At 68.6% G+C, this 15,254-nt stretch carries 15 protein-coding genes; 7 read left to right on the plus strand and 8 right to left on the minus strand.

Annotated elements, in window-relative coordinates; genetic code table 11:
* Positions 1 to 126: 126 nt before the first annotated feature.
* On the minus strand, positions 127 to 714 hold the full coding sequence (locus VK682_RS18225; protein WP_089849042.1) for a riboflavin synthase: 588 nt from the start codon (positions 712 to 714) through the stop codon (positions 127 to 129).
* Between the two features lie 106 nt (positions 715 to 820).
* On the opposite strand from VK682_RS18225, the gene VK682_RS18230 reads away from it, so the two are divergent.
* The 5 genes from VK682_RS18230 to VK682_RS18250 all read left to right on the plus strand — a co-directional run bounded on the left by VK682_RS18230 (position 821) and on the right by VK682_RS18250 (position 8,490).
* Positions 821 to 2,113: a capsule polysaccharide biogenesis protein gene (locus tag VK682_RS18230; RefSeq protein ID WP_230797219.1), complete on the plus strand. Its 1,293-nt coding sequence runs from the start codon at positions 821 to 823 to the stop codon at positions 2,111 to 2,113.
* A 93-nt stretch (positions 2,114 to 2,206) separates the two neighbouring features.
* A complete protein-coding gene (locus tag VK682_RS18235) occupies positions 2,207 to 3,352 on the plus strand; it encodes a polysaccharide biosynthesis/export family protein (RefSeq protein ID WP_324782312.1) in 1,146 nt (381 codons plus the stop codon).
* Between the two features lie 2 nt (positions 3,353 to 3,354).
* Entirely contained in the window at positions 3,355 to 5,382 is a 2,028-nt protein-coding gene (locus VK682_RS18240; RefSeq protein WP_465270354.1) for a capsule polysaccharide biogenesis protein, read from the plus strand.
* Between the two features lie 70 nt (positions 5,383 to 5,452).
* On the plus strand, positions 5,453 to 7,006 hold the full coding sequence (gene murJ, locus VK682_RS18245) for a murein biosynthesis integral membrane protein MurJ (RefSeq protein WP_324782313.1): 1,554 nt from the start codon (positions 5,453 to 5,455) through the stop codon (positions 7,004 to 7,006).
* Positions 7,003 to 8,490 carry a phospholipase D family protein gene (locus VK682_RS18250; RefSeq protein ID WP_230797222.1) on the plus strand — a complete coding sequence of 496 codons (1,488 nt, stop codon included), beginning with the start codon at positions 7,003 to 7,005 and terminating at the stop codon, positions 8,488 to 8,490. Before murJ ends, VK682_RS18250 begins: the two co-directional genes overlap by 4 nt.
* 1 nt (position 8,491) lies before the next feature.
* Here VK682_RS18250 and VK682_RS18255 read toward each other — a convergent pair whose 3' ends face one another.
* Positions 8,492 to 9,178, minus strand: coding sequence for a rhomboid family intramembrane serine protease (locus tag VK682_RS18255; RefSeq protein ID WP_089849034.1), 687 nt, complete (start codon positions 9,176 to 9,178; stop codon positions 8,492 to 8,494).
* Positions 9,179 to 9,254: 76 nt separating this feature from the next.
* Between VK682_RS18255 and trpS the strand changes: the two genes are divergently transcribed.
* Complete coding sequence (gene trpS, locus VK682_RS18260; RefSeq protein ID WP_089849032.1) at positions 9,255 to 10,289, plus strand: tryptophan--tRNA ligase; 1,035 nt, start codon at positions 9,255 to 9,257, stop codon at positions 10,287 to 10,289.
* A gap of 6 nt (positions 10,290 to 10,295) precedes the next feature.
* Here trpS and VK682_RS18265 read toward each other — a convergent pair whose 3' ends face one another.
* From VK682_RS18265 to ruvC, 5 genes are all read right to left on the minus strand, one after another.
* On the minus strand, positions 10,296 to 11,225 hold the full coding sequence (locus tag VK682_RS18265; protein WP_324782314.1) for a D-alanyl-D-alanine carboxypeptidase family protein: 930 nt from the start codon (positions 11,223 to 11,225) through the stop codon (positions 10,296 to 10,298).
* A 61-nt stretch (positions 11,226 to 11,286) separates the two neighbouring features.
* Positions 11,287 to 11,904, minus strand: a complete 618-nt coding sequence (locus tag VK682_RS18270) for a hypothetical protein (RefSeq protein WP_324782315.1) — start codon at positions 11,902 to 11,904, stop codon at positions 11,287 to 11,289.
* Between the two features lie 65 nt (positions 11,905 to 11,969).
* On the minus strand, positions 11,970 to 12,995 hold the full coding sequence (gene ruvB, locus VK682_RS18275; protein WP_089849026.1) for a Holliday junction branch migration DNA helicase RuvB: 1,026 nt from the start codon (positions 12,993 to 12,995) through the stop codon (positions 11,970 to 11,972).
* A gap of 3 nt (positions 12,996 to 12,998) precedes the next feature.
* On the minus strand, positions 12,999 to 13,661 hold the full coding sequence (gene ruvA, locus VK682_RS18280) for a Holliday junction branch migration protein RuvA (protein ID WP_324782316.1): 663 nt from the start codon (positions 13,659 to 13,661) through the stop codon (positions 12,999 to 13,001).
* The gene (gene ruvC, locus VK682_RS18285; RefSeq protein WP_089849022.1) at positions 13,658 to 14,146 is read right to left on the minus strand and encodes a crossover junction endodeoxyribonuclease RuvC; all 489 of its coding nucleotides are present in this window, start codon (positions 14,144 to 14,146) and stop codon (positions 13,658 to 13,660) included. Before ruvC ends, ruvA begins: the two co-directional genes overlap by 4 nt.
* 318 nt (positions 14,147 to 14,464) lie before the next feature.
* On the opposite strand from ruvC, the gene VK682_RS27385 reads away from it, so the two are divergent.
* A complete protein-coding gene (locus tag VK682_RS27385) occupies positions 14,465 to 14,749 on the plus strand; it encodes a DUF1127 domain-containing protein (protein WP_089849020.1) in 285 nt (94 codons plus the stop codon).
* Between the two features lie 108 nt (positions 14,750 to 14,857).
* Here VK682_RS27385 and VK682_RS18295 read toward each other — a convergent pair whose 3' ends face one another.
* The gene (locus VK682_RS18295; RefSeq protein ID WP_089849018.1) at positions 14,858 to 15,202 is read right to left on the minus strand and encodes a hypothetical protein; all 345 of its coding nucleotides are present in this window, start codon (positions 15,200 to 15,202) and stop codon (positions 14,858 to 14,860) included.
* Between the last annotated feature and the right edge of the window lie 52 nt (positions 15,203 to 15,254).

Here is a 15,254-nt window from a genome sequence, read left to right on the forward strand (position 1 = left end):
GGGGCAGCGCCCCTCGCCTTGATCTGGCGCCGCGCCTCCGGCGCGAGGGGCAGCGCCCCTCGCCTTTCCCAGCACCGCGCCTCCGGCGCGAGGGGCAGAGCCCCTCGCCTTTCCCAGCGCCGCGCCTCAGCTCATCTCGGCCAGCCGCGCCACATAGCGCGCCATGGTGTCCACCTCCAGATTGACCCGGTCGCCCACCGCGACCCGGCCCCATGTGGTGACCTCTTTGGTATGCGGGATGAAGTTGATGCCGAACACCGCACCCTGCACCTCGTTCACCGTCAGCGAGGTGCCGTTCAGCGCCACCGATCCCTTGGGCGCGATGAACTTGGCCAGCGCCTCGGGGGCGCGCAGCTGCACCCGGGTGCTGTCGCCCTCGTCGGTCACCGACACCACCTCGGCCAGCCCGTCCACATGACCGGACACGATATGCCCGCCCAGCTCGTCGCCGACCTTCAGCGCGCGTTCCAGATTGATCCGCTGGCCTGCGGTCCAGCCGCCAAGATTGGTCTTTGACAGGGTTTCCGCGCTGATCTGCACGTCGAACCAGTCCGGCCCCAGCGTCACCACGGTCAGGCAGACCCCGTCGCAGGCGATGGAGGCGCCGATGTCGATGCCGCCGGTGTCATACCGCGTGCCGATCCGCGCGGTCAGATCCCCCGCCTGCGTCAGATCGCGGATTTCGCCCATGTCGGTGACGATGCCGGTGAACATGCCGCTTCTCCCTGTCTGCCCCATGAGGGCCTTATTCTGGTCACGAAATCACGGTAGCGTCCTCCATCGGACCGCCCCGGACGGGGCCAATCCTTAGCGGGGGGCCATGACCAAGGCAACAGCGCAGCACCGGGTCTTCCTGTTCCTTCAGGGCCCGCACGGGCCGTTCTTTCACCGTCTGGGCCAGATGCTGCGCCGCACCGGGGCCGAGGTCTGGCGCGTCGGCTTCAACGCGGGCGACCGCGCCTTCTGGTTCCATCCGCAAAGCTACCTGCCCTTCACCGCCCCGCCCGCCGACTGGCCCGACCACCTGCGCACGCTCCTCAGCCAGAAGCGCGTCACCGATCTGGTCCTCTATGGCGACACCCGCCCGCTGCATGCGCAGGCCGTGGCCGAGGCGCGCGCCCGGGGCCTGACCGTGCATGTCTTCGAAGAAGGCTACATGCGCCCCTACTGGGTCACCTATGAACGCGGCGGCGCCAATGGCCATTCCCGGCTGATGCAGATGACCGTGCCAGAGATGCGCGCGGCGCTCGAACGCTCGGACATGGAGGCGCCGCTGCCCCCCGGCCATTGGGGCGACATGCGCCAGCACATCTTCTACGGCGCGCTCTACCACTGGTTCGTGCTGTTCCGGAACGGCGATTACCGCGCCTTCCGCCCGCATCGCGACCTGTCGGTGGCGCGCGAATTCCAGCTTTACGTCAAGCGCCTGCTGCTGATGCCGGTCAACCGCGCCGAGCGGCTGATCGAGACGCTGCGCATCCGGCTGGGCGGCTTTCCCTATCATCTGGCGCTGCTGCAGCTGGAACATGATGCCAGCTTCCGCCAGCATTCGCCCTTTGGCTCGATGACCGAATTCCTGGATCTGGTGATCGAGGGGTTCGCCCGCGGCGCCCCCGGCCATCATCATCTGGTGGTCAAGGCGCATCCGCTGGAAAACGGCCAGTTCCCGCTGCGCCGCGCCATCCGCGACACCGCCCGCCGTCTGGGGGTGGAGGACCGGGTGCATTTTGTCCCCGGCGGCAAGCTGGCGCAGCTGCTGAACGACGCGCGCAGCGCCGTCACCGTCAATTCCACCGCCGGACAGCAGGTGCTGTGGCGCGGCATCCCGCTGCGGGTCTTTGGCCGGGCGGTCTATGCCAAGCCGGAATTTGTCTCGGACCAGCCGCTGGCCGAGTTTTTTGCCCAGCCCACCCCGCCCGACAACCGCGCCTACAAGCAGTTCCGCCGCTATCTGCTGGAAACCAGCCAGCTTCCCGGCGGCTTCTATTCCGCCCGCGGGCGGCGGCAGCTGCTGCGGCAGGTGGTCGACATGATGCTGGCCCCGCATGATCCCTATGACGCGCTGCGTCACGGAACCGCGGCGCCCCGGCAACAGTTGCGGCTTGTCCGCTGAGCGGCAGGCCCCGACAGGGTATGTTTTTGCAAGGTCCTGCGCTAGGGTTTTCCAAAAAAGCCAGAGGCAAGAACAGGTCGAGGAGACCGAGCAGTGAAACAGTTTCCCAGTCGATGGGCGCAATCCGTCGCACTTCTGGTCGCGGTGTCGTTTCTGGCCTCCTGCGGCCTGCCGCGCGTCGGCCCCAACAAACGCGAAATCTATGCCGGATCGGTGATGCAGGAGGGCGACGCCTTTGTCATCTCGGTCAATGACCGCGTGACCCGCGCCACCGCCGTGGTCCCGGCACTTGGCTTTTCCGAACAGTTCCAGAGCGCGGGACTGGTCGGATCGGACACGATCCAGCCGGGGGACGTGCTGGGCCTGACCATCTGGGAAAACGTCGATGACGGGCTTCTGGCGGCGGAAACCACCAATTCCACCATCCTTGAAGAAGTGCAGGTCGATGGCTCGGGCTCCATCTTCGTGCCCTATGCAGGCCGGATTCAGGCCGCTGGCAATTCCCCAGAGGCGATCCGCCGCCTGATCACCGACAAGCTGCAGGACCAGACCCCCCATCCGCAGGTCGAGGTGCGGCGTCTGGCGGGCGACGGATCCAGCGTCAGCCTTGTGGGCGCGGTGGGGGCGCAGGGCGTCTATCCGATCGAACGGCCCACGCGCACGCTGTCGGCCATGCTGGCCCGCGCGGGCGGCATCGCCATCGAGCCGGAAATCGCGCAGATCACCGTGCTGCGCGGCGGACATCAGGGCAAGATCTGGTTTCAGGATCTCTACAAGAACCCGCGCTATGACATCGCGCTGCGCGGCGGCGACCGGATTCTGGTCGAGGAAGACACCCGCGCCTTCACCGCGCTTGGCGCCACCGGCACGCAGGCCCGCGTGCCCTTCGAGACGCAGACCCTGTCGGCGGTGGAGGCCATCGCACAGGTCGGCGGGCTGGTGCCCACCGCCGCCGATCCCACCGGCGTCTTCATCTTCCGCAACGAACCCGCCGACATCGCCAATCAGGTGCTGGGCCGGACCGACCTGATCGGCGCGCAGCGCATGGTCTATGTGCTGGATCTGACCCGGCCAAACGGCGTGTTCATGGCGCGCGACTTTGTCGTGCGCGATCAGGACACGCTCTACGTCACCGAAGCGCCCTATGCGCAGTGGAACAAGGCGATCGCCGCCATCACCGGCTCGCTGACCACAGTCAGCACGGTGGCCACGGTGTCGGATTCGCTGTCCGGCAGCTGAACGTGCCCCTGAACAATCATAACGAGGGACAGGGCAGCGCCGGGGGAGAAATCCCCCGGCGTCTTTTTGTCTACAGCGCCGGGTTTCTGACCCAGCGCCGCCTGCGCCGGATGCTGGCGGCGGCGGGCTGGCAGATCTCGCTGGGCCTGCCGGGGCCGGGCGATCATGTCGGCGTCTGGGGCCAGTCGCCCTATGCCGCGCGCGGAGAGGCGATTGCCGCCCGCCATGGCGCCCCGCTGCTGCGGATCGAGGATGCCTTTCTGCGCTCGCTGCAGCCGGGCCGCGCCGGAGAGCCGCCGCTGGGGCTGATGCTGGATGCGCGCGGCGTGCATTTTGATGCGCGGCAGGCTTCGGATCTGGAGCATCTGCTGGCCACGCATCCGCTGGACGATCACGCCCTGCTCGACCGGGCGCGCGGCGGCATCGCCCGGCTGCGCGACGGGCATCTGACCAAATATACCGGCTTTGACCCCACAGCCCCGCTGCCCGCGCCGGGCTATGTGCTGGTGGTGGACCAGACGCGCGGCGATGCCTCGGTCCGGGCCTGTGGCGCCGACCGCAACCGGTTTCTGGAAATGCTGATGATCGCGCGCGAGGAAAACCCCGGCGCGCGCTTCGTGCTCAAGACCCATCCCGAAACCGCGCAGGGCCACCGCCCCGGCCATTTCACCGCCGAAGATGCCACCGGCCCCGTCAGCCTCTGCGCCGATTCCGTCTCGCCTTGGGCGCTGCTGGAGGGGGCGGTGGCGGTCTATACCGTTTCCTCGCAGCTGGGGTTCGAGGCGATCCTTGCCGGTCACCGCCCGCGCGTCTTTGGCACGCCCTTCTATGCGGGCTGGGGGCTCAGCACCGACGAGGCGCAGTTTCCCCGCCGCCGCCGCCACCTGACCCGCGCGCAGCTGTTTGCGGCGGCGATGATCCTGCACCCGCTCTGGTATGATCCCTGCCGCGACCGGCTCTGCGCGTTCGAGGACGCGCTCTCGGCCTTCGAGGCGCAGACCCGGGCATGGCGCGAGGATCATCGCGGCTGGGTCGCCCATGGCATGCGCGCATGGAAACGCGGCCCGCTGCAGGGTTTTTTCGGCACGCAGCGCCCGGTGATCTTTGCCAGCGCCCGTACCCCGCCCTCCGACCGGCGCCACATGGTCTGGGCCAGCAAGGCGGCAGAGGACGACACCGCCGTGCGGGTTGAGGATGGTTTCCTGCGCTCGCGCGGGCTGGGGGCCGATCTGGTGCCGCCGCTGTCGCTGGTGCTGGACGATCTGGGCATCCATTACGACCCCTCCCGCCCGTCGCGGCTGGAGCATCTGATCGCGCGCCGCGCAGAGCTGAGCCCGGACCAGAGCCAGCGCGCCGCGCGGCTGATCCGGACCATGACGGCGGGCGGGCTCAGCAAATACAACCTTGGCGGCGCGCTGCCCGACCTGCCGCCGGGCCACCGCATCCTTGTGCCCGGTCAGGTAGAGAATGACGCCAGCCTCCAGAAAGGCAGCCCGCAGATCCGCCGCAACGCCGATCTGCTGGCGCGGGTGCGCGCAGAAAACCCCGGCGCGGTGATCCTGTGGCGCCCGCATCCCGATGTGGTGGCCGGGCTGCGCGCGGGCATGGTGGAGCAGCCGGAGCTTTGGGCCGATGCCACCGTGGCGCAGGCCGACATGGCCGCTCTGCTGGGCGCGGTGCAGGAGGTGTGGACGCTGACCTCCCTCACCGGGTTCGAGGCGCTGCTGCGCGGCGTGCCCGTCACCACGCTGGGCCTGCCCTTCTATGCGGGCTGGGGGCTGACCCGTGATCTGAGCCCGCCGCCCCCGCGCCGCCTGACCGGCCCGCGCCCCACGCTTGAAAGCCTCGTGCATGCCGCGCTGATCGACTATCCGCGCTACCGCGATCCGGTCAGCGGCCAGCCCTGCGCGGTGGAGGTGATCTGCGACCGGCTGCGCCACGGCCCCCTGCCTCGCCCCTCTCCCGCCAACCGGGCGCTGGCCAAGGCGCAGGGCTGGCTGGCCGGTCACGCGCATCTGTGGCGGCGCTGATGCGCGCCCCCTTTTACCGCCCAAGGCGATGAGCTAGGCCTGCCCTGCAACCCCGGACGGAGATCCAGACATGAAACCCATCCGCCTGATTTCGGGCATCATGACGGTCGGGTTCTGGACCCTTGCCAGCCGCGTGCTGGGGGTCGCCCGCGAGATCTTCATCCTTGCCTATATCGGCCCCGGCCCGGTGATGGATGCCTTTGTCGCGGCCTTCCGCCTGCCCAACATGTTCCGCCGTTTCTTTGCCGAAGGCGCGTTCAACGCCGCTTTTGTGCCGATCTTCTCCAAGAAATACGAAGGCGGCGAGGATCCCTCGCGCTTCGCCTCCGAAGCAATGAACGGGCTCGCCTTCGTGCTGCTGGTGCTGTCGGGTCTGGCGCTGGTGTTCATGCCCGCGCTGGTCTGGGCCACGGCGGGCGGGTTTGCAGGGGATGCGCGGTTCGATCTGACCGTCGGCTTCGGGCGCATCGTCTTTCCCTATATCTTCTTCATCTCGCTGGCGGCGCTGTGTTCGGGCGTGCTGAACGCCACCGGCCATTTTGCCGCCGCCGCCGCCGCACCGGTGCTGCTGAACATCTTCGTGATCGCGGCCATGGTCGCGGGTGCGGTGCTGGGCGGCGATGTGGTGCTGTGGCTGATCTGGGCCATCCCGCTGGCCGGGGTGGCGCAGCTTGTGCTGGTCTGGATCGCCACCGCGCGCTCGGGCATCCGCCTGCGCCCCGGGCGCCCGCGCTGGACGCCCGACATGAAGCGGCTGGTGCGGGTCGCGGTGCCCGCAGCGCTGGCTGGCGGGGTCATGCAGATCAACCTGCTGGTCGGCCAGCAGGTCGCGTCGAATTTCGAAAAGGCGGTGGGCTGGCTTTACGCCGCCGACCGGCTCTATCAGCTGCCGCTGGGGGTGGTGGGCATCGCCGTCGGTATCGTGCTGCTGCCCGACCTGTCGCGGCGGCTCAAGGCGCAGGATGATGCGGGCGCGCGCCACGCCTTTTCCCGCGCGGGCGAACTGTCGCTGGCGCTGACCGTGCCCGCCGCCGTGGCGCTGGTGGTGGTGCCGCTGCCCATCGTGTCGGTGCTGTTCCAGCGCGGCCAGACCAGCATGGCCGACGCGCAGGCCATCGCCCTGGCGGTCGCCATCTACGGGCTGGGCCTGCCCGCCTTCGTGCTGCAGAAGGTGCTGCAGCCGCTCTTCTTCGCGCGCGAGGACACGCGCACCCCGTTCCGCTACGCGCTCTGGTCCATGGCGGTGAACGCGGTGCTGGCGATCGGGCTCGCGCCGGTGCTGGGCTGGATCGCGCCTGCCGTCGCCACCACCGTCTCGGCATGGATCATGGTGGCGCAGCTGGCATGGGGCGGCCGCCGTCTGGGCGAGGTGGCGCGGTTCGATGACCGGTTCCGCCGCCGCATCTGGCGGATCTGTCTCGCCTCCGTGCTGATGGGGGCGGTGCTGTGGGGAACCATGTGGCTGCTGACGCCGTTCCTGAGTGTAAGCTTCTGGCGGGCTCTTGTGCTTGCCCTGCTCATCGGCATCGGGATGCTGGCCTATGCCGTGGCGGGACAGGTGACAGGCGCATTCCGCTTGTCCGAATTCCGCGCCGCATTCCGCCGCAAAGGCCGATCCACATGACGCTGACTCCCCTGATTACCGCCGCCGAGGGCTTCCCCGCGCTCGAACGGCTGGCCGATTCCGCCCGCGAGGAGCTTGTGATGAGCTTCCGCATCTTCGACCCGACCACCCGGCTGCACAGCCCCGACCTGCTGGCGCGGGGACTGGCGACATGGGCCGATCTTCTGGCCGATATCAGCCGCCGCGGCGTGCGGCTGCGGCTGATGATTTCGGATTTCGATCCCGTCTTCACCTCGGATCTGCACCGGCAGGCATGGACTTCTGCCAAGGGCTTCGCCAAAACGCTGCAGGGCGACGCGCAGGTGATCTGCGCGCCGCACGGGCAGGCTGCGGGCTGGGTCTGGCGCATGGTCATGCGCGGGCGCATCACCCGCAAGCTGGCCGAACTGCGCGAGCTTGACCGCGACGAGCTGACCCCGGTGCAGCGCGCCGTTCTGGCCGGGGCCGTGGCGCTGCGCCCGGTGACCATCCACCAGAAATTCGCCGTGGCCGACCGGCAAAGCTGCGTGATCGGCGGGCTCGACATCAACGAACGCCGCTATGACACGCCCGAACATGACCGCCCCAGCGACGAGACATGGCATGATGTGTCCATGGTGGTGGAGGATGCGGAGTTCGCCGCCGTACTGCACCACCATTTCGGCACCTGCTGGAATGCGGCGCTGGATTGCGGCACCCCCTGCCTCACCGGCGAGGCCGTGCGCTTTGACACCGACACCCGCCCGCAGGGCAGCGCCGACCTGCGGCTGGTGCGGACCTTCTCCGCGCCCTGTTCCGCCCCCGCGCGGCTGGCGCCGCGGGCCACCATCATCGAGCATGAAAAGACCATTCTCGCCCTTATCGGCGAGGCGCAGCGCCACATCTATGTGGAAACCCAGTTCCTGCGACACCGCCCCGTGGTCGAGGCGCTGGTGCGCGCCGCCGGACGGCACGAGCATCTGCAACTGGTGGTGGTGCTGCCGCCCTTCGCCGACCGCGTGCTTTACGAGGCGAATGACAGCTGGGATGCCCGACACGGCCACGCGCTGCAATCCGAGGCGGTGGGCCGCCTGACCCGCGCCTTTGGCGACCGGCTGGCGCTGATCTCTCCCGGGCAGCCGCGCCCCGCCCCCGAAGACGTGCCGCCGCTGCATGGCGCGGGCCCGGTCTATGTGCATTCCAAGGTGCTGCTGGTGGATGACCGCGTGGGTCTGGTGGGCTCGGCCAATCTCAATGGCCGGTCGCTGCGCTGGGATACCGAAGCCTCGATCCTGTTCCGCCGTCCCGAGACGGTGATCGCCCTGCAGCGGCGGCTGGCCGAGATCTGGCTGGGCGCGCATCTGGAGGGGCACGATCCGGTGCAGTCGCGCACATGGCGCCGTGCCGCGCTGGCCAATGCCGCCCGCCCGCCCGAAGAGCGCGAGGGCTTTGCCCTGCCCTACCCCAATGCCTCGGGCAAGGCGTTTTCTCGGTTCCTGCCGGTCCTGCCCGCCGACATGTTCTGACTCAGCGCTGGCGCAGCCTGTCGCGCAGGCGCTGCCAGCCGCCGGGCACCAGCAGGATGGTCAGCGCAAAGCCGGAGGCGAAGCCGCCCAGATCCGCCACCCAGTCCAGCCCGCCGCCGAAGAGCAGGCCAAACAGCAGCTGGATGCCCAGCAGGATGCCGATCAGTGAAAACGCCCGGACCTGCTGGCCGCCCACCTGCCCCAGCCGCAGCCACAGCAGATAGGTGAAAGCGCCGATCAGCCCGTAGATCGGCGGAAAGGCCCCGATCAGCGGCACCGGTGTCGCCAGCAGCACGCCATAGGCCAGTGCCCCGCCAAAGGTCGAGGCGGCAAGGATCGCCAGCGTGCGCGCCGGACCCAGCGCTTCGGCCACCATCTTGCCAAGCGCCAGCAGCATCACCCCGGCAAACAGCGCATGGGTGAAATTGCCATGCACGAAGGGGTAGCTGAAGAAGCGCAGCAGATGCTCGGGCGGGTATTGCCCGGTGTCGATCATCCAGCCAAGGATGTTGCCGGAAAAAGAGAAGCGCTGCAGCGCCTCCAGCCGCCAGCCCACGGCCTCGGGGCCGCCGACCAGCCCGCGCGCGCCCAGCGAAAAGGCGGCCTCCACCCCCACGATCACGACAAACAGCGCGATGATGACGGGCGGCAGCGGGTTCAGCGGCGATTCGGTGTGGCGGTGCGCCATGATGGCCTCTTTCTTGACGGCATGTCGGGGCATGGGTAAGCCAGCGCAGACAGAATATCCAGACGAAGGAAAGCCCATGACCGAGGCGGCCCAGACCCAGACCTCCTTCTCGCCCCGCGTGTTCTCCGGAATCCAGCCCTCTGGCGGGCTGACGCTGGGCAACTATCTGGGGGCGATCCGGCGGTTTGTCGACATGCAGGACAGCGGCATCGAGACGCTGTATTGCGTGGTCGACATGCACGCCATCACCGTCTGGCAGGATCCGGAGGCGCTGCGCCGCCAGACCCGGGAGCTGACGGCGGGTTATCTGGCAGCGGGGCTCGACCCCGCCCGGTCGATCCTCTTCAACCAGAGCCAGGTGCCCGCCCATGCGCAGCTGGCGTGGATTTTCAACTGCGTGGCGCGGCTTGGCTGGATGAACCGCATGACGCAGTTCAAGGACAAGGCGGGCAAGAATGCCGAAAAAGCCTCGCTCGGGCTTTATGCCTATCCGGCGCTGATGGCCGCCGACATCCTTGTCTATCACGCCACCCATGTGCCGGTGGGCGAGGACCAGAAACAGCATGTGGAGCTGACCCGCGACATCGCGGCGAAGTTCAACCACGACTTCGGCACCGAGTTCTTTCCGATGACCGAGCCGGTGATCGAAGGCGCGGCCACCCGGGTCATGAGCCTGCGCGACGGCTCGAAGAAGATGTCGAAATCCGATCCTTCGGATGCCTCGCGCATCAACATGACCGACGATGCCGACGCGATTTCCAGCAAGATCCGCAAGGCACGCACCGATCCCGACGCCCTGCCCTCCGAAATCGAGGGGCTGGAGGGACGGCCCGAGGCGCGCAACCTGCTCAACATCTACGCAGCCCTTGCCGACACCACCGTGGCCGAGGTGCTGGCCGAGGTGGGCGGACAGCAGTTTTCGGAATTCAAGCCGAAGCTGGCGGATCTGGCGGTGGCCAAGCTGGCGCCGATCTCGACCGAGATGGCGCGGCTGATGCAGGATCCCGCCGAGATCGACGCGGTGCTGCGCGCAGGCTCCGAACGGGCCAATGCCCTTGCCGCACCGATCCTGAAGCGCACCTACGAGATCGTGGGAATGGTCGGCGCCTGAACCGGGCTAGCGCAGGAATACCCCGATCCCCACGCCCCCCGGCGGCCCCGTGGCCGCCACGGGCGGGGGATCCTGCGCCGCGCCGCCCTGCGCCACCAGCAGCGGATCGCGCGGCGCCATCCAGTCGCGCGGCACGCCCCGCCGCCGCACCGGCGCATGATCTGGGGCCTGCGCAAATCCCTGATCCATCCGCTGCGTCACCTCTGCCAGCCGCTCCGCCGAGGATGCCGCGCCCAGCACGGTGACGATCAGCCGCTTCTCGCCGCGCATTGCCGAGGCGGTGATGTTATACCCCGCCGCCCGGGTGTAGCCGGTCTTGATCCCGTCCGCCCCGGCATAGCCCGACAGGAAGCGGCTGTTGGTGTGGCGCAGCCCTCCCGCCTGCTGCTGCGCAAAAAGGCCCCAGAATTCCGGAAAATCCAGCCACAGCCTGCGGCCCAGCGTGGACATGTCGCGGGCTGTGGTCAGATGGCCGGGCGCGGTCAGCCCGTGCGGATTGGCATAGCGGGTGCCATCCAGCCCCAGATCCTGCGCCCGCGCGTTCATGCGGGCGACAAAGGCCGCCTCGCTGCCCGCCAGCACCTCGGCCAGCGCCACCGCCGCGTCATTGCCGGAGGCCAGCGCCACCCCGGTGACCAGATCGCCCAGCGACACCACCTGCCCCGCCCGCAGCCCCATGCGCGAGCCGGGCTGTGCCACCGCCCGCGCCGAAACCGTGACAGGGTCCTCCCGCGATCGCAGCCCCGTCTCCAGCGCCTCGAACGCCAGATAAAGCGTCATCATCTTGGTGAGGGAGGCGGGAGGATGCGGCAGGTCGGCGCCCTCTTCGGCGTAAACCTCCCCCGTGCGGGCATCCATCACCACGCTGGCCCGGATGGCCGCCTGCGCGCCCCCGGCAAGGGTCAGCAGCAGCGCCAGCAGGATGTTCCGGATCATCAGCCCCTCCGCCTGTTCCGGTCCGGACTAGCAGAGAGGTCTTGCCAAGCCGTGAACCGGCTCAGCCCATCCGTGCCGCGAGCCGCAGCGCGTGCGACGGATCGCGCGCCACATCGGGCAGCACCGGATCATAGGCGGCGCGCAGCAGCGCCGCGATCTCGGGGCGCAGCACCACGCGCCCGTCGCCAAGCTGGCCCAGCGGCGAGCGGTCGGCAAAGGCGCTGTCGGACCACAGCAGCATCACCTGCACCACCTGCGCCAGCGCCAGATCCTCGGCCGCCATCGCGTCCAGCGCCGCATCCATGCGCAGGAACACGAAGGCCGCCCGGATGGCCCCCTGCGTGTCGAAATGGAACAGCCGGTACTGGTTGGCGCCCGCGTCCTGCAGGCGCGTCACCATGCCGTCCAGCCCCTCGATCAGGCGGTCCAGATCGGGCACGGTCCGCAGATCGGCCCAGTCCCGCAGGAAAAAGACCATGACATTGGCGCCAAGCTCGGGATCGGTCTGCGCCATCTTGTGCCCTGTCAGCGCGCAGATCGCCTCGAACGCGCCCTTGACGAGGCTCAGCGTCGCATCCTCCACCCCGAACACCACCGGCGACAGCGGCCTGCCCCAGCGCGCGCAAAGATAGCTGCCATCCGCCCTTGTGAACCACTGCTCGACCGTTGCCGCGTCCATGGCCGTCTCCTTCTGCCGATCTCCGGAGGCGGGCCTGCCATGCAGGGCCCGCCGCCGCAAGCCCGTCAGTCAAAGAGCGTGGCCTGCCCCGGCGGGCGCGGCACCGGCAGGCCCAGATGATCCCATGCGCGCTGCGCCAGCATCCGTCCGCGCGGCGTGCGCTGGATCAGCCCCTGCTGCAGCAGATAGGGTTCGATCACCTCCTCCAGCGCGTCGCGGCTTTCCGACAGCGCGGCGGACAGGGTTTCGATCCCGACCGGGCCGCCCGCGTAATTTTCCGCGATCAGCGTCAGATAACGCAGGTCGGCGCCATCCAGCCCGATGCGGTCCACCCCCAGCCGGGTCAGCGCGCCATCGGCCAGCGCGCGGGTGACCACGCCATCGCCTTCGACCACGGCAAAGTCGACCACGCGGCGCAGCAGCCGCCCCGCGATGCGCGGCGTGCCCCGGGCGCGGCGGGCGATCTCCTGTGCGCCTTCCGGCTCTGACCGCACCCCCAGCTTCACCGCGTTGCGCGTCACGATCTCGTGCAGCTCCGCCTCGGTGTAGTAATTGAGCCGGGTGGGAATGCCGAAACGGTCGCGCAGCGGCGTGGTCAGCAGGCCCAGCCGGGTGGTGGCGCCGACCAGCGTGAAGGGCTGCAGTTCGATCCGGACGGTGCGCGCGGCGGGGCCTTCGCCGATCACCAGATCCAGCTCGTAATCCTCCATCGCGGGGTAAAGCACCTCTTCGACCACGGGGCTCAGCCGGTGAATCTCGTCGATGAAGAGCACGTCATTGCGTTCCAGATTGGTGAGGATCGCCGCCAGATCCCCGGCCTTGGCCAGCACCGGGCCGGAGGTCATGCGGAACCCCACCCCCAGTTCCCGCGCCATGATCTGCGCCAGCGTGGTCTTGCCCAGACCGGGAGGCCCGTGAAACAGCGTGTGGTCCATCGCCTCGCCGCGCTGGCGGGCGGACTGGATGAACACCCGCAGGTTGGACCGCGCCTCGGCCTGACCGATAAAATCCTCCAGCCGCTGCGGGCGCAGGGCGCGGTCGTGATCTTCGGGCAGCGGATCGGGGCGCAGGGTGGGATCGGGTCCGGCCATGGCTTATCCCTTCGGCGCCAAGAGCTTCAGCGCGGCGCGGATCAGCGCGGGCGTTTCGGCCCCGGGCAGATCCTGTGCCGCCTGCGCCACGGCGCCCGCCGCTTCGGAGGGCGCGTAGCCCAGATTGGCCAGCGCCGACAGCGCCTCGGCCTGCGCGCCCAGAGAGGCGGGCGGCAGAGGCTCCGCCCGGGCGGAGGCGGGCACCGGCTCTTCGATCACCACATCCTCGGCGCTGGTGGCCCGGCCCGGCCCCATGGCCATCAGCCCCGGCGCCTTGTCCTTCAGTTCGTTGACCACGCGCTGCGCGGTCTTGGGGCCGACCCCGCGCGCCACCTTGACCGCGTTCCAGTCGCCAAGCGCAATCGCCCGGCTGACGCCGTCGGGCCCCAGCGCACCCAGAATGGCCAGCGAGGCCTTGGCCCCCACCCCCTGCACCGTCAGCAGCAGGCGGAACCATTCCTTTTCCAGCAGCGTGGGAAAGCCGAAAAGCTGCAGCAGATCCTCGCGCACCAGCAGATCGGTATAAAGCGCCGCCGCCTCGCCGGGACGCGGCAGCGCCGCCAGCACCCGGTCCGAACAGAAGACGATATAGCCCACGCCGCGCACGTCGATCAGCACGTGATCGTCGCCCTTGTAATCCACCCGTCCCGCGATGCGCCCGATCATGCGCGCACCCGCAGGCGCTGCGTGCCCAGATGATGCGCGTGACAGATCGCCACCGCCAGCGCGTCCGCCGCGTCCGGCCCGCTGATCGCCACGCCGGGCAGTTGCATCTTTACCATATGGTCCACCTGCCGCTTGTCCGCGTGCCCCACGCCCACCACCGTTTTCTTCACGGTGTTGGGCGAATATTCCCCGATTTCCAGCCCGAACTGCGCGGGCACCAGCAGCGCGATGCCCCGCGCCTGCCCCAGCTTCAGCGTGCCCGCGCCATCGCGGTTCACGAAGGTCTGTTCCACCGCAGCCAGATCGGGCTGAAACCTGTGCAGGATGTCGGTGAGCTGATCATAAAGCGACAGCAGCCGCCCCGCCAGTTCCCCCTGCCCCGAATCGCAGACCCCGTTGGCGACATGCCGCAAGCGGCTGCCTTCGGCCTCGATCACCCCCCAGCCGAGGTGCCGCAAACCCGGATCAATCCCAATGACTCGCATCGCCTGCCCGCCTCTGTTGTTGTTTTGACACAGGCCTAGCACGAAAGGCGAACATGCGCCAAGCCCTGCACCGCGTCATTCCGCAGGCTGCGGCAGTCCTGACACGGTCGTTCGGGCCATGACAGCCCCCAAAGCCTGCTTTTCATGGTCAAAGCTGTTCAAAATTCAGCCGGTTCGCTGCGGCGCTGCATAGTTTTTTCGCTATGTGTGAAACGCAGATCGACCATGCAGTTTTGGCAGCTTGTCCGGTCCGCCGCCTCTGTCTATCTGCCGCATAGAATTAAGGCACTTTGAAAACCCCAGACAAGGATACAGACCATGGCCGTCTATGACGCCAACCGCCCGCAGCACGGTGCAACCGGGATCGCCGGCCAGATCGGCACCATCTTCGTGAGCGGCTTCGCCCCGCTTTCCGTGAACGACACGCCCCGCGCCGGTTTTGCCGGCACCATCGGCGGCGCCTTCCGCACCCTGTTCGCCACCATCGCGGACTGGAACGACGCCCGCCTGACCCGCAAGAGCCTTGAAGCTCTGACCGACCGCGAACTCGACGATATCGGTCTCTGCCGCGGCGACATCGACCGCATCGCGCATCTGCGCTGACAGCATGACCCATCCCGACGGCAAAAGGCCGCGTCACCCCTCCCGGTGACGCGGCCTTTCAGCATTCAGGGCGCGGGCCAGAGCCGCCGCGCGGCCCCGGCCAGAACCTCAGCCGATCAGGGGCTGAAGCTGCTGCGCAATCCAGTGGGTCACCGGGTCAGCCGTCATCAGCCAGCCGCCGATCTGTTCGGGCAGGCTGCCCGCCGCCAGAGTCGTGAGATGGCCAAGATAGTCAGCCTCTCCCAGAACCGCGAGCGCGAGCCCCTTGAAGGCCAGCCCCCCCGCCGCCAGCAGCAGCATGACCCGCAGCGGTGCCGCAGGCACGCGGCGCAGCGGGCGATGTTCGATGGTGCCGTTGCGGTTGATACGGGTGGTATATCCCTGCGCCAGCTTGCGATGCTTGGTCACAACCGCCTTCTGGCGTTTTTCAAAATTGCGGAGCGCACTGTCCATGGCAGCCTCGTCTTGTCCGGCCCCCACCAGACAAGACCGAGATAGGCCGAAA

The sequence above is a fragment of the Salipiger marinus genome, from assembly GCF_035481585.1.
Lineage (GTDB): Bacteria > Pseudomonadota > Alphaproteobacteria > Rhodobacterales > Rhodobacteraceae > Salipiger > Salipiger marinus.